Below are 13363 nucleotides of genomic sequence, written 5' to 3' on the forward strand. Positions count from 1 at the left end.
CAAATCCCCCACCCCCCTCGAAGAGGCCATGCGTGCCGAAGACCTCGCCCGTAACCGCGAAGCCATCAAACGCGCCCTCGACTACTACCTCTGCCCCAACCCCACCAAGCCGCGCCCGAGCACGATGTACATGGTCACTCCTAACGTCGACACCGAAAGCCTGCTGGCCAATGCCTGCGAATCCCTGGCCTCGGCCAGTACCATTGCCAGCAACTTCGCCAATGAGCTTTCCGGCCCGCAGCGCAGTACGGCGTTGGGAATCCAGCAGATCATCATGCTGGCGGAGCTGGCGGTGAACCGGGCGCTGGATCGGGTTGATCCGCAAACGTGATCCGCTAGTCGAAGAGTCCCCAAAAGGGACCAGTCGTACCCTTTTGGGGGCTCTTTAAAGTCCGCTCACGCAGGTATACTGCGCGCTTTCTCGGCTCGTCCACCGGGCCGGACTTTTTTGCTTCGCGGAGCTTTCATGACTTCCCCAATCGACAACGCTGTGAGCGATGTCCCGGCAGAGCTGGCTGAGGCCGGCGATACCAAACCGACCATTCCTGCGTTCAAGTTTCCGTTCAAGCCAGGTGAGCTGGCGGCTGCCAAAGCGGCGAAGCAGCCGCAGTTCAAGGGCAAGGACGGTGATCGTCACGCCAAGATTCCGGGTGTGGCGCCGTCGGGTACTCGCCGTTCGATGGGCAAGCGCTGATTCAATCCCGCCTCGGCCGTCGCTGTGATTTTCGGTCACAGTGATGGCTAATTGCTCAGTTCCTGAGCCAGATCAACGTTTAACCAGTTAGTGCGCTTAGAGTCAGCAGCCCTGCCGACTCTTTCCAATAAAACGAGCGCGCTTTCCATGAAGATCAATCTCCCGGTGACCGGGCGCAATGTCGATGTTGCGCCGGATGCGAACATTCTCTCGACCACCGATCTGACCAGCGCGATCACCTACGCCAACGACGACTTCATCAGGATCAGCGGTTACAGCCGCGACGAGCTGCTGGGTGCGCCGCACAATCTGCTGCGTCATCCGGACATGCCGGCGCAGGCGTTTGCCCATATGTGGCAGACGCTCAAGGGTGGGCGGTCGTGGATGGGGCTGGTCAAGAATCGTTGCAAGAACGGTGATCACTACTGGGTCAGTGCCTATGTCACGCCGGTCACGCAGAACGGTGCGGCGATGGAGTATCAGTCGGTGCGCACGCGGCCGGATGCGCGGCAGATTGCGGCAGCGGAGCGGGCGTATGCGCAGTTGCGCGAGGGGCGGGTGGCGCGGTGGCCGCGGCTGCCGAGCCTGAGTTTGCGGGCGAAGATCATGGCGTTGACCAGTTCGGTGCTGGCGCTGGTGCTGGGGATGGAAGCCTGGCTGCGGCCGGAGTCCATGGGCATCGAAGCCGCTGCGCTGGTGGCCGGCAGTGGCGCGTGTGCGCTGGGCGTGGGTTGGTTATTGCGGCCGCTGGAGCATTTGACCGAGCGTGCCCGGCTGATTGCCGATAACCCGTTGAGCCAGGGCATTTATACCGGGCGGCGGGATCAGTTCGGGCAGATCGAGTTTGCCTTGCAGATGCTTGAAGCGCAGGTCGGCGCGGTGGTGGGGCGGATCGGTGATGCATCGCAGCGGCTGGCCGGGCATGCGGCGCAATTGGTGGATCATCTGCACAGCAGTCACACCAGCACGTTGGCGCAGCAGGCGGAAACCGATCAGGTGGCGGCGGCGATTCATCAGATGGCGGCCAGTGTGGCCGAGGTCGCCAGCCATGCGCAGCAGGCGTCGGTGGCGGCGGACATGGCGGGTACGGAAACCCGTGAAGGTCATCTGCTGGTGGGCGAGAGTCGCAGTGCGGTGTTGCGGCTGGCAGAGGAGTTGGGCCGGGCGACCGAGGTGATTCATCAGCTCGAAGGCCACAGCAGCGAGATTTCCGGGGTGCTGGAGGTGATTCGCAGCATCGCCGAGCAAACCAATCTGCTGGCGCTCAACGCGGCGATCGAAGCGGCGCGGGCCGGGGATGCCGGGCGCGGGTTTGCGGTGGTGGCCGATGAGGTGCGTGGTCTGGCTCAGCGTACTCAGCAGTCGACCAACGAGATTCAACGGATGATCAGCACCCTGCAAAACGGCGCGCGGGATGCGGTGCTGGTGATGCAGCAGAGCAGCGAGCATGTGGATAACAGCGTCGAACAGGCCCAGCGTGCGGCCCGGGCGCTGGACGGAATCAGCGGGCGGGTCGAGCAGATCACCGAGATGAGTCTGCAGATTGCCGCAGCGGTCGAAGAGCAGAGCGCGGTGAGCGAGGACATCAACCGCAACATCGTCAGTATTCGCACGGCCTGTGAACTGACGGTGGATGAAGGGCGCCAGAGCCAGCTCAACTCACAGGATGTGGCGGGGCTGGCGGGGGATTTGCGTTCGCTGGCGCGGGAGTTCTGGGGGCGGCGGCAGGGCGCTTAGGCCGCTCGCAACGAAATGAACGCGTAGGTCTGCGGCGGCTCTGACACCACCTGTGCCCCGGCCGCCCGCACTTGCCCGGCGATGTCGTCGCCGGAGACATGGAACAGCCATTCGCTGGAAACTTCGCTCAATGGCTGCGCCGCGACCTGATCGATCACCGAGGCAAACGCGCCCATGTCCGGCAGGTACGCGGTGAACCCATCGCCCTTAAGCGCCGTGGTGCGGATGCCGAGCAAACCGCAGATCGCATCCTTGATCCGGATGTCGTCGCGATCGGCCTGACGCGAGCGCTGGATCAGCGTCACCAGTTCCTGATCGACCAGTTCACCACCGACGATCAGTTGCGGCCCTTGCTCCCAGGATTCCGGCGGGCAGTCCTTGGCCGCAGGGTTCAGCGGGATGTGCGGATTGATTTCGGCGGGATAGATGCGGCACACCAGCGGTCGGCGCTCGTAGATGCGGCACAGTTTGTCTTCGTCAAGATTCCGGCAGGGACCTACGTTGTAGGCGGCGAAGGTGATCGCCACATGTACGTCGGACATTCCGCTGCGCACCACCGCCGAACGCCGTTGTGCATGCTCGCGCTGCTGTTCCGGCAGGCCCAGGCCGTTGGCGAGAAACGCCTCCACCAGCACGATCACCTGACCGCCGTCGGCCGCCCACATGCGGGCTTCAGCCAGGGTCAGGGGCACATGGTGATCGGTGCAGCATTTGCCGCAGCCTACGCAGGAAAAGGTCGTATTCATTGAGCGGGCAATCTTCAATCGGGGTGTGAATCGGCGACATAAAGCCGCCGTACAGGCCCGAAGTGAAGCAAGTTGTGCGCCATTCGCTCAGGGTTTGGCGGTGGGGCGGATCGAGTCCCATTCGGTGACGAATGCGGTTTTCGACTTTTTGTTGTAGAGACACAGCTCGGTGCCTTGCTGGCCCTTCATGTGTTTTTGCGGGTACTGACCTTGCAGCAACAGCGCGGTATAGCCGACGCGGTCATCGAATTGCGCGGCGTTGCCGACCGGTTTGGCGTTTTTCAGGCCGCTGGCCTTGGTGCAGCTGGCGAGCACGGCTTTGTCGTAGGCCGCCCAGGCGTCGGAGCTGGAGGCGTGGGCCAACGGGGCGATGAGGCAAAGTACGGAGAGGGCGAGGCGTTTCATGGTTCGGGCATCCTTGGAAGTTGATCGCCAAGGTTGGAGTATGCCGCAGGACTTTAGTTTGTCAGTCCGGCACCAGTTCCCGGCGAACCACATACATTCCAGACATTTCGTACAAGCGCTGCGCTCGCTGATTGCTCTCCAGCACCTTCAGATCGACAAACCCTTCGCGTCGATCCCGAAACGCCTTGAACGCATGAAGCAGCAACGCCCGACCCAATCCCCGACCTTGCCCCCGAGGATGCACTACCAGATTTTTGATGTAGGAACTGGTCCAGCACTGCGCCAGGCCAATGACGCCTTCGGTATCGCTGGCGATGAAACACAGTGCCGGATCGTATTCCGGATCGTTTTCGAACTGCTGTTGCCAGACGCCCAGCGCCGGCACCCGGCCACCGCCTTCGCGGTAGCCGATCTGCATCAGTTCATGCACGGCGGTTGCGCGTTCGGCGCTGTAAGTCGTGAGTTCGATGCCGTTCGGCCATTCGATGGTCGGCACGTCCTGGCTCAGGTCGCGCCGCATCAGAAAACAGAACGTCTCGCTCAAGACTCAGTGACCCTGAGCAGCGACATGCTTGGCCGCTTCGATCAGGCAGTGGGTCAGCTCCGGCGAGGAGAACTTGGTCAGCACGCCGTTGGCTCCGGCGAGGCGGGCCTTTTCGCTGTTCATCGCGCTGTCCAGCGAGGTGTGCAGCAGCACGTAGAGGTGGGCGAAGTCCGGGGTTTCGCGCAAGGTACGGGTGAAGGCGTAACCGTCCATCTCGGACATTTCAATGTCGGAGACGATCAGGTTGATCTGCTGCGCCGTGCCTTGCAGGTCCAGCAGGCAGTCGATGGCTTCCTTGGCGCTGCGCGCAGTGTGGCATTGCAGGCCGAGGTTGCGCAGGGTGTGCACCGATTGCTGCAACGCCACCTGACTGTCGTCGACCACCAGGATCCGCGCGTTGCCCAGCACTTCGGCGTCTTCCATGCTCAGCTCGGTCGGGGCCATTTCGATCTGCGCCGGGGCGATGCCGTGGATGACTTTTTCAATATCCAGCACCTGCACCAGCGTGCCGTCCACCGAGGTCACGCCGGTGATGTAGGCGCGCGAACCGCCGGAACCGAACGGCGGCGGTTTGATGTCGGTGGTCAGGCAATGCACGATCTTGCTCACCGCCTGCACATGCAGGCCCTGTTTCGAACGGCTGACGTCGGTGACGATCAGGCAGCCGCCGTTCGGGTCTTCCAGCGGCCGCTCGCCGATGGCGCGGCTCAGGTCGATCACCGACAGCGAAGCACCGCGCAGGGTGGCGATGCCTTTGACGTGCGGGTGCGACTCCGGCAGCTTGGTCAGCGGCGGGCAGGGGATGATTTCACTGACCTTCAGCAGGTTGATCGCCATCAGCTTGCCGCTGCGCAAGGTAAACAGCAGAAGCGAAAGTGAATCTGCGCGGGCTTTGTTGGAAGACATAAAAACCTTCTGTGGAGAAAGGTGGGTGGGCGAGGGTGGAAGTCGCCAGAAACTATTGATGCCGGGTTATCGGCGTCAAAAGGTTGGGCTTTAGGTTAGTTGTCGGGTGGTGGTGTGTCAGTTGGATCGATTGCCCTCACCCCAGCCCTCTCCCGGAGGGAGAGGGAGCCGAATGCGGGATGCTTTTGAGCTACACCGACCTGAAAGTGCATTGTTGAATCCATAATCGACTCGGTGATTCAGGTCGATGTAAGGCGCCAGACACCTCGGTCGGCTCCCTCTCCCTCCGGGAGAGGGCTGGGGTGAGGGTGCTTCTAGCTTTTCATCCCCAACCGCTTCGCCATCCGCCCCAGATTCGCCCGGTCCAGCCCCAGTTCACGGGCGGCACTGGCCCAGTTGTCCTGATTGCGCTCAAGCGCCGCGCTGATCAAATGCCGCTGATACTGCTCGGTGGCGGTGCGCAGGTCGCCGCTGATCAATGGCAGAGCGGCAGTCGCTTCGGACGGCGCCGGCGAGTTATCCACAACCTCGCGCGGCAGATCGAGATCCAGCGCACTGAGGCTGAGAATCTTCGGCCGCACCTTGCAGTTGCCCAGCGCTTTCAGTGCGCTGCGTCCGATCAGGTGTTCCAGTTCCCGCACGTTACCCGGCCAGCTGTAGGCCAGCAGCGCCTCCTGAGCGTCGCTGTTCAGACGCAGGCTGTTGAGGCCCATGCGCGAGCGGTTCTGTTCCAGGAAATAACCGCTGAGCAGCAACACATCGCGCCCCCGGTCACGCAGCGCCGGCACCCGCAACGGGTAGACGCTGAGGCGATGGTAGAAGTCGGCGCGGTAGCGGCCGCTGCGCACTTCTTCGGCCAGATCACGGTTGGTCGCAGCGATCAGGCGCACGTCGACCTGATGTTCCTTGTCCGAACCCAGGCGCTGCAACTGGCCGCTCTGCAACACCCGCAACAGCTTGGCCTGGACGGTCAGCGACAACTCGCCGACTTCATCGAGAAACAGCGTGCCGCCATTGGCCAGTTCGAACTTGCCGCGCCGGTCGCTGGTGGCGCCGGTGAAGGCGCCGCGCACATGGCCGAACAGTTCGCTTTCCACCAAGGTATCCGGCAGCGCTGCGCAGTTGAGGCTGATGATCGGTTTCTCGGCCCGCTTTGAGGCGGCGTGAATGGCCTGGGCCACCAGCTCCTTGCCGACTCCGGTTTCGCCAGTGATCAACACGGTCAGGTCGCTGCCTCCGACCAGATTGATTTCTTCCACCAGCCGTTTATGCGCCTTGCTCTGGCCGATCATTTCGCGGTTCTGCTGGCCGCTGGCCTGGCGATAGACCTCGGCGCGCTGGTGTTCGTCTTCGGCGCGGATCGCCAGACGTTCGATGCGTTCGGCGGCATTCACAGTGGCCGAGGCGAGGCTGGCGAAGGCTTGCAGAGCATCAAGTTCGATCGGTTCGAAACGCTCCGGATCGAGGGCGTCGAGGGTGATCAGGCCCCAGAGTTTTTCATCGACGAACAACGGGCAACCGAGGCAATCGTGAACTTCGAGGTGATCGTCGAGGCCGTCGACCAGCCCGTCATACGGATCGGGCAGATCGCTGTCGGCGGCGAAACGGGTCGGCCCTTCGCCGGCCAACAGCACTTCAAAGCGCGGGTGTTCGCTGACCTTGAAGCGCCGGCCGAGGGTATCGGTGCTCAAACCGTCCACGGCCAGCGGCACCAGCCATTCACCGTCGAGGCGCAGCAGTGCGGCGGCATCGCAGGGCAGCAGGGCGCGCATGGCTTCGAGCAGGCGCCGATAGCGCTCGCCTTCAGGCAGTTCGCGGGACAGGTCGGAAACCAGTGGGAGCAGGGCGGTGAGCAATGATTTGGCGGACATAGGCTTGTAGTCAAAGAGACACGTTGTAGTCGAAGCGACTATAGAGCGGCCTGTGTCGATCTGACTACATAATTTTCAAGCTATTGATTTATATGGAAAAAATAGTTGGCATGAATACTGGAATGGGTAGGGCACTTTTAGAGAAAGCTCAGGAGTCACCCTTATGCTTAGCCTCCAGGATCGTGCCATCGTCAAATCCACTGTGCCTCTGCTGGAAAGCGGCGGTGAAGCGCTGATCACCCATTTCTACCGGATGATGCTCTCCGAGTACCCGGAAGTCCGCCCGCTGTTCAACCAGGCGCACCAGGCCAGCGGCGATCAGCCCCGCGCCCTGGCCAACGGCGTGTTGATGTACGCCCGTCACATCGATCAACTCGACCAGTTGGGCGATCTGGTGACCAAGATCATCAACAAGCACGTGGCGTTGCAGATCCTGCCGGAACACTACCCGATCGTTGGCACCTGCTTGCTGCGCGCCATCTCCGAAGTGCTCGGCGAAGAAATCGCCACGCCAGAAGTGATGAACGCCTGGGGCGCGGCCTACGGGCAGTTGGCCGATATCCTGATCGGCGCCGAAACCGCCATCTATGACCAAAAGGAACAGGCCGTCGGTGGCTGGCGCGGGGCGCGGGAGTTCATTGTCGCGGCCAAGGTCGAGGAGAGCGCGGAAATCATTTCGTTTTACTTTGAACCGGCGGACAAAGGCCCGATCCTCGCAGCCGAACCTGGCCAGTACATCGGCATGAAGCTGGTGCTCGACGGTGAGGAAATCCGCCGCAACTATTCGCTGTCGGCCCTGGCCAACAAAGGTCAGTACCGCATCAGCGTCAAGCGTGAACCGGGTGGTCGAGCTTCCAATTATTTGCACGATCAGTTGCATGTCGGTTCCAGCATCCAACTGTTCCCGCCATCGGGCGAATTCACCCTGACCGCCAGTGATAAACCGCTGGTGCTGATCAGCGGCGGCGTCGGTATCACGCCGACGCTGGCGATGCTGGAAGCGGCGCTGGAAACCGAGCGTCCGGTGTACTTCATTCACAGTGCGCGCAACGGCAGCGTGCATGCGTTTCGTGACTGGGTCGACGGGCTGGCCGCGCGCCATCCGCAGCTCAAGCGCTTCTATTGCTACGCCGAAGATGACGGCGTGAGCCCGGCGGCGGACAAGGTCGGGTTGTTGAGTGAAGAGCAACTGGGCGAGTGGCTGCCGTCGGAGCGTGATGTGGACGCTTACTTCCTCGGGCCAAAAGGTTTCATGGGGGCGATCAAGCGTCATCTGAAGGCGCTGGGTGTACCTGAGAAGCAGAGCCGGTATGAGTTCTTCGGGCCGGCTGCTGCTCTGGAATAATCCGGAACCGAGTCGCCTTCATTCGCGAGCAAGCCCGCTCCCACAGGATTTGAGTTCGACACGGTCCCTGTGGGAGCTGGCTTGCCAGCGATTGGCCGTTACACGGCCCTGATTCTTAAATTCTGTTTAAAGGTTAATCGTTTCTTAACCGGTTTATCGTTTATTCCCCGATGCTGATGATAGGCGCTCGTTCGTTTACATGATCAGGATCGTCCCCATGTCGCACTTCGCCTCTTCCCGTCGTTTCAGCCTGGCCACTTTGGGCCTGTCGGTTGCCTTGCTGTCCAGTCCGTTCTCCTTCGCCGAATCCGCCTTGATCGAACCCCAGACCCTGATCGTCGATCAGAGCCTGCCCAAGGCGCAGCGAGATGCGATGGAGCTGGCGGCGCGGCGTTATGGCAGTTTCTGGAACACGGGCGAAGAGGCGTTGGCCACCGCCGCCCTGTCGCCGCAGTTCGTCGACAAGACCCCGCCGGAAGGCCGGGTGCAGGGGCCGACCGGGCCGTTGCTGGCGTCGAAGTTCTTTCGCACGGCGGTGCCGGACTTGAGCTGCGAGATTGAGCAAATGATCGTCGCCGGGGATCGCGTGGTGGTGCACCTGCACTTTCGCGGGCATTTCACCGGCACGTTCAAGGCTCTCAATGGGCAGGGCCAGCGTGTAGACTTCCGGGCAACCGATATCTATCAGATCGACAACGGTCGCATCGCGGCCAATTGGCATATCGAAGACAACATCAGCCTGATGGCGCAACTGCAAGCGCAGCCGCCGGCCAGCTGAACCATGGACTTGAAAGGGAAACGCGATGAGCGAGGAAACGATTCGATTGGGACGTGAACGGCGCTATCTGGTGTTGCTGGGCATCATCTGCCTGGCGCTGATCGGTGGCGCGCTGTACATGCAGATCGTGCTGGGCGAGGCGCCGTGCCCGCTGTGCATCCTGCAGCGTTATGCGTTGCTGCTGATCGCGCTGTTCGCGTTTATCGGCGCGGCCATGCGCACCCGGCGCAGCATCACCGTGTTCGAGGTGCTGGTGGTGATTTGTGCCATCGCCGGGGCCGGCGTCGCCGGGCATCACGTGTACACCCAGTTCTATCCGGCGGTGAGCTGCGGCATCGATGTGTTGCAGCCGATCGTCGATGACCTGCCGCTGGCGAAGATCTTCCCGCTGGGCTTCCAGGTTGACGGTTTCTGCTCGACGCCGTACCCGCCGATCCTCGGCCTGTCGCTGGCGCAATGGGCGCTGGTGGCCTTTGTGCTGGTGGTGATTCTGGTGCCGCTGCTGACCTCGCGTAACCGAAAAGCGTTGCGCTGAATCAACTTTTCGGCGCCTGCGCCGATAATACAAACGCCTCGATTTGCGGTGACGCAAATCGAGGCGTTTGGCATTTCAGGGTCTTGGTGAAAACACCGTGACGAACGGCAAGGAAGGGTGCGACAGGTGTGCGACATGTTGTCACACGCGCCCAGTCGCAGCGCGGTTCACAGGCCCGGATTGGAGTGCTGTTACAAAAAAGGATTGGTCTGTTTCAGCGTTTTTTGGTTTTTGCACGGGAGTGCCGGATCAGGCAGTTTTAACAGACTCTGACAGATGGCCAAAAGCCTTGGCATATCGGGCTTTGCGCGGATCGCGCCGTGGGAAAAAGCCCTCGGAGCTGTCTGAACTGAGGCCGATAGACCTACATTTTTTGGTGTTTTTGTTGAGAATCGATTTCGATAACATGGGTCACTTTTGTAAAAAAAGCGATGGATTGTTGCTCTGAGCGATAAAAATTATTTCGGGATAAGACATGGTGTATAGGGCGCTACCTATCTACAATCGCCCGCACTGAATTCCCGGCACTGTTCAGCCTTTATTAAGGAGGCGAGCAGGAAGTCGGGTGTCGGGCAGCCGAGAGGCTTGCGAGACACCCAGGTGTCGGTGCCTTTCCAACTTTCCGCACCAAATGGAATTGGTCTGTAACAAGGCCTTTGACCACGAATTCGAATAAGAACTGACCGCTGTCCCAGGTTTTGTCGAGCGTCTGACGCGCGACGGGCGGCCCTTATTCAATCCAAAGAAAATGCCAACCCTTGGCAGGGTGAAGTGTTGGCGATCAAAACCCAACTGCATTGCGCAAGCTGCTTTAGAGGTCGTGAGATGAGTAAAAACAGGTACCCCAGATTACTAGGCCTAGTGCCGCTGCTCGGCACGTTGTTGCTGGGAGGCTGCAACATGACCTTGCTCAATCCAACGGGCCAGGTCGGCCTGGAACAGCGCAACCTGATCATCACCGCCACGCTGCTGATGCTGTTGGTCGTTGTGCCGGTCATCGTCATGACCTTCCTGTTCGCCTGGAAGTACCGCGCCTCCAACAAGAACGCCGTCTACACCCCGAAATGGTCGCACTCGACCAAGATCGAAGTGGCAGTCTGGACCATCCCGGTCCTGATCATCATTGCCCTGGGTTACATCACCTACAAGTCGACCCACTCGCTGGATCCGTATCGTCCGATCGAATCCGACGTCAAGCCGGTGACCATCGAAGTGGTCGCGCTGGACTGGAAGTGGCTGTTCATCTATCCGGAACAAGGCATCGCCACAGTCAACAAGATCGTGTTCCCGGCGCACACCCCGGTTAACTTCCGGATCACTTCGGACGCGGTGATGAACTCGTTCTTCATCCCGGGCCTGGGCGGCCAGATCTACGCGATGGCGGGCATGACCACCAAGCTGCACCTGATCGCTGACCGCAACGCTGAAATGGACGGTATCTCCGCCAACTACAGCGGCGCTGGTTTCACCGGTATGAAATTCAAAGCGATCGCAACTTCTCAGGAAGATTTCGACGCCTGGGTAAGTGAAGTCAAAAAGGCACCTAAACAGCTTGAAGCCGCTGAATACGCAGCCCTTGCCAAGCCAAGCCAGAACAATCCAGTCGAGCTCTACTCCTCGGTCACGCCGAACCTGTTCCAGACCATCGTCGACAAGTACGAAGGCATGAAACCAGGAAAGCCGCTGAAGCACGAGAAGAAAGAGAAAGAAGTGGCGGCAACGGATATGGACTCGAATTCGCATTCAGCTGCCGGGGCAGAGGAGTAAACGATGTTTGGTAAATTAAGTTGGGAAGCGATCCCTTTCCACGAGCCGATCGTGATGGTCACCATCTCGATGATCGCGCTCGGTGGTCTGGCGTTGTTCGCTGCAATCACCTACTTCAAGAAGTGGACTTACCTGTGGACCGAGTGGCTGACGTCGGTCGACCACAAGAAAATCGGCGTGATGTACATCATCGTCGCCATGGTCATGCTGCTGCGCGGTTTTGCCGACGCCATCATGATGCGTACCCAGCTGGCCATGGCCACCGAGGGTTCGCCTGGCTACCTGCCACCTGAACACTATGACCAGATCTTCACCGCTCACGGTGTGATCATGATCATCTTCATGGCGATGCCATTCTTCACCGGCCTGATGAACCTTGCAGTGCCGCTGCAGATCGGCGCGCGTGACGTCGCGTTCCCGTTCCTGAACTCCCTGAGCTTCTGGCTGCTGGTGTCCGGCGTCGTGCTGATCAACCTGTCCCTGGGCGTCGGCGAATTCGCCAAGACCGGCTGGGTTGCCTATCCACCGCTGTCGGGTCTGCAATACAGCCCTGGCGTGGGGATGGACTACTACATCTGGGCGCTACAGCTATCGGGTCTGGGTACAACGTTAACCGGGGTCAACTTCCTCGCGACCGTGCTGAAAATGCGCACCCCTGGCATGAAACTGATGGACATGCCGATCTTCACCTGGACCTGCACCTGGGCAAACGTCCTGATCGTGGCTTCGTTCCCGATCCTGACCGCTACCCTGGCACTGCTGACCCTTGACCGTTACATGGATTTCCACATTTTCACCAATGAACTTGGTGGCAATCCAATGATGTACGTCAACCTGTTCTGGGCATGGGGCCACCCTGAGGTTTACATCCTGATCCTGCCGGCGTTCGGCATTTTCTCGGAAGTCATCTCGGCCTTCACCGGCAAGAAACTGTTCGGCCACCACTCGATGATCTACGCCTCGGGCGCGATCTCGGTACTGGGCTTCATGGTTTGGCTGCACCACTTCTTCACCATGGGTTCGGGTGCCAGCGTCAACGCCTTCTTCGGTCTGGCGACGATGCTGATTTCCATCCCGACGGGTGTGAAGCTGTTCAACTGGCTGTTCACCATCTACCAGGGCCGTCTGCGCTTCACCAGCCAGGTGCTGTGGACCCTGGGCTTCATGGTGACCTTCGCCATCGGCGGCATGACCGGCGTACTGCTGGCCATCCCGGGTGCTGACTTCGTTCTGCACAACAGCCTGTTCGTGATCGCGCACTTCCACAACGTGATCATCGGCGGCGCGGTATTCGGCTACATCGCAGGTTTCGGCTTCTACTTCCCGAAAGCGTTCGGCTTCAAGCTGCACGAAGGCTGGGGTAAAGCAGCGTTCTGGTTCTGGATCTCGGGCTTCTTCGTCGCGTTCATGCCGCTCTACGCTCTGGGCTTCATGGGCATGACCCGTCGTCTGAACGCCACCACCAACCCTGAGTGGGTACCGTACCTGTACGTTGCCATGTTCGGTGCGGTGATGATTGCTGTGGGTATCGCCTGCCAGCTGATCCAACTGTACGTGTCGGTGCGTGACCGCAAGAAACCGGAAAACATGTGCGAACACGGTGACCCGTGGAATGCCCATACCCTGGAATGGTCGACCTCGTCGCCACCTCCGTTCTACAACTTCGCTGTACTGCCAAAGGCAGACTGCATCGATCCGTTCACCGAGGCCAAGGAAAACGGTACCGCGTACAAGGCTCCGGCCAAGTACGAACCGATCCACATGCCGAACAACACCGCCACTGGCGTGGTGATGGGCGCACTGCTGACCGTGTTCGGTTTCGCGATGATCTGGCACATCTGGTGGTTGGCGATCGCCAGCCTGGCCGGCACTGTCATCTACTTCGTGATCCACGCAGCACGTGACGATCAGGGCTATATGGTGCCGGTCGACGTGATCGAGCGCATCGAAGCCGAGCAGCACAAGCGTCTGGTAGCGGCCGGGAAGATCCCTGCTTCCGCAACCCGTGTTGAAACCAAGTTGGAACAGGCTTAAA

General features: G+C 60.4%; 13 protein-coding genes and 1 pseudogene. 9 read left to right on the forward strand and 5 right to left on the reverse strand.

What is annotated here, in order from left to right; genetic code table 11:
• From CAF76_RS27890 to CAF76_RS27900, 4 genes and pseudogenes are all read left to right on the forward strand, one after another.
• Positions 1-331 (forward strand): DUF6124 family protein (locus CAF76_RS27890; RefSeq protein ID WP_143493665.1); only part of this gene is annotated, 331 nt, incomplete at its 5' end.
• A 135-nt stretch (positions 332-466) separates the two neighbouring features.
• Positions 467-694 (forward strand): hypothetical protein, encoded by a 228-nt coding sequence (locus CAF76_RS27895; RefSeq protein WP_085649354.1) that lies wholly within the window; start codon positions 467-469, stop codon positions 692-694.
• Positions 695-841: 147 nt separating this feature from the next.
• Positions 842-1123 (forward strand): annotated as a pseudogene (locus CAF76_RS29195) (PAS domain-containing protein); the annotation flags it as partial.
• 243 nt (positions 1124-1366) lie between these two features.
• Positions 1367-2431 (forward strand): methyl-accepting chemotaxis protein, encoded by a 1065-nt coding sequence (locus CAF76_RS27900; RefSeq protein WP_371857950.1) that lies wholly within the window; start codon positions 1367-1369, stop codon positions 2429-2431.
• Here CAF76_RS27900 and CAF76_RS27905 read toward each other — a convergent pair.
• The 5 genes from CAF76_RS27905 to norR form a co-directional block, all read right to left on the reverse strand.
• On the reverse strand, positions 2428-3177 hold the full coding sequence (locus tag CAF76_RS27905) for a YkgJ family cysteine cluster protein (protein ID WP_085649352.1): 750 nt from the start codon (positions 3175-3177) through the stop codon (positions 2428-2430). The genes CAF76_RS27900 and CAF76_RS27905 overlap by 4 nt on opposite strands.
• Positions 3178-3264: 87 nt before the next feature.
• Positions 3265-3582, reverse strand: a complete 318-nt coding sequence (locus CAF76_RS27910; RefSeq protein WP_085649351.1) for a hypothetical protein — start codon at positions 3580-3582, stop codon at positions 3265-3267.
• A 61-nt stretch (positions 3583-3643) separates the two neighbouring features.
• A complete protein-coding gene (locus CAF76_RS27915) occupies positions 3644-4102 on the reverse strand; it encodes an N-acetyltransferase (RefSeq protein WP_085649350.1) in 459 nt (152 codons plus the stop codon).
• A 27-nt stretch (positions 4103-4129) separates the two neighbouring features.
• Positions 4130-5032, reverse strand: coding sequence for a chemotaxis protein CheV (locus CAF76_RS27920; RefSeq protein WP_011335848.1), 903 nt, complete (start codon positions 5030-5032; stop codon positions 4130-4132).
• 314 nt (positions 5033-5346) lie between these two features.
• Positions 5347-6903, reverse strand: a complete 1557-nt coding sequence (gene norR / locus CAF76_RS27925; RefSeq protein WP_085649349.1) for a nitric oxide reductase transcriptional regulator NorR — start codon at positions 6901-6903, stop codon at positions 5347-5349.
• A 163-nt stretch (positions 6904-7066) separates the two neighbouring features.
• On the opposite strand from norR, the gene hmpA reads away from it, so the two are divergent.
• From hmpA to cyoB, 5 genes are all read left to right on the forward strand, one after another.
• Positions 7067-8248, forward strand: coding sequence for an NO-inducible flavohemoprotein (gene hmpA, locus CAF76_RS27930; protein WP_085649348.1), 1182 nt, complete (start codon positions 7067-7069; stop codon positions 8246-8248).
• Between the two features lie 217 nt (positions 8249-8465).
• The gene (locus CAF76_RS27935; RefSeq protein ID WP_085649347.1) at positions 8466-9026 is read left to right on the forward strand and encodes an ester cyclase; all 561 of its coding nucleotides are present in this window, start codon (positions 8466-8468) and stop codon (positions 9024-9026) included.
• Positions 9027-9051: 25 nt separating this feature from the next.
• Positions 9052-9561 carry a disulfide bond formation protein B gene (locus CAF76_RS27940; protein WP_007956723.1) on the forward strand — a complete coding sequence of 170 codons (510 nt, stop codon included), beginning with the start codon at positions 9052-9054 and terminating at the stop codon, positions 9559-9561.
• A gap of 825 nt (positions 9562-10386) precedes the next feature.
• A complete protein-coding gene (cyoA, locus tag CAF76_RS27950) occupies positions 10387-11328 on the forward strand; it encodes a ubiquinol oxidase subunit II (RefSeq protein ID WP_011335843.1) in 942 nt (313 codons plus the stop codon).
• A gap of 3 nt (positions 11329-11331) precedes the next feature.
• The gene (gene cyoB / locus CAF76_RS27955) at positions 11332-13362 is read left to right on the forward strand and encodes a cytochrome o ubiquinol oxidase subunit I (RefSeq protein WP_064383941.1); all 2031 of its coding nucleotides are present in this window, start codon (positions 11332-11334) and stop codon (positions 13360-13362) included.
• Position 13363: the final 1 nt, after the last annotated feature.

The sequence above is a fragment of the Pseudomonas sp. B40(2017) genome, from assembly GCF_002112855.1.
Classification (GTDB): domain Bacteria; phylum Pseudomonadota; class Gammaproteobacteria; order Pseudomonadales; family Pseudomonadaceae; genus Aquipseudomonas; species Aquipseudomonas pharyngis.

Coding starts and splice junctions, on each gene's coding strand:
- CAF76_RS27905 (WP_085649352.1), bottom strand. CDS start 3,177: ATGAATACGACCTTTTCCTGCGTAGGCTGCGGCAAATGCTGCACCGAT.
- CAF76_RS27920 (WP_011335848.1), bottom strand. CDS start 5,032: ATGTCTTCCAACAAAGCCCGCGCAGATTCACTTTCGCTTCTGCTGTTT.
- CAF76_RS27895 (WP_085649354.1), top strand. CDS start 467: ATGACTTCCCCAATCGACAACGCTGTGAGCGATGTCCCGGCAGAGCTG.
- hmpA (WP_085649348.1), top strand. CDS start 7,067: ATGCTTAGCCTCCAGGATCGTGCCATCGTCAAATCCACTGTGCCTCTG.
- CAF76_RS27915 (WP_085649350.1), bottom strand. CDS start 4,102: ATGCGGCGCGACCTGAGCCAGGACGTGCCGACCATCGAATGGCCGAAC.
- CAF76_RS27940 (WP_007956723.1), top strand. CDS start 9,052: ATGAGCGAGGAAACGATTCGATTGGGACGTGAACGGCGCTATCTGGTG.
- cyoB (WP_064383941.1), top strand. CDS start 11,332: ATGTTTGGTAAATTAAGTTGGGAAGCGATCCCTTTCCACGAGCCGATC.
- CAF76_RS27900 (WP_371857950.1), top strand. CDS start 1,367: ATGGGCATCGAAGCCGCTGCGCTGGTGGCCGGCAGTGGCGCGTGTGCG.
- CAF76_RS27910 (WP_085649351.1), bottom strand. CDS start 3,582: ATGAAACGCCTCGCCCTCTCCGTACTTTGCCTCATCGCCCCGTTGGCC.
- CAF76_RS27935 (WP_085649347.1), top strand. CDS start 8,466: ATGTCGCACTTCGCCTCTTCCCGTCGTTTCAGCCTGGCCACTTTGGGC.
- norR (WP_085649349.1), bottom strand. CDS start 6,903: ATGTCCGCCAAATCATTGCTCACCGCCCTGCTCCCACTGGTTTCCGAC.
- cyoA (WP_011335843.1), top strand. CDS start 10,387: ATGAGTAAAAACAGGTACCCCAGATTACTAGGCCTAGTGCCGCTGCTC.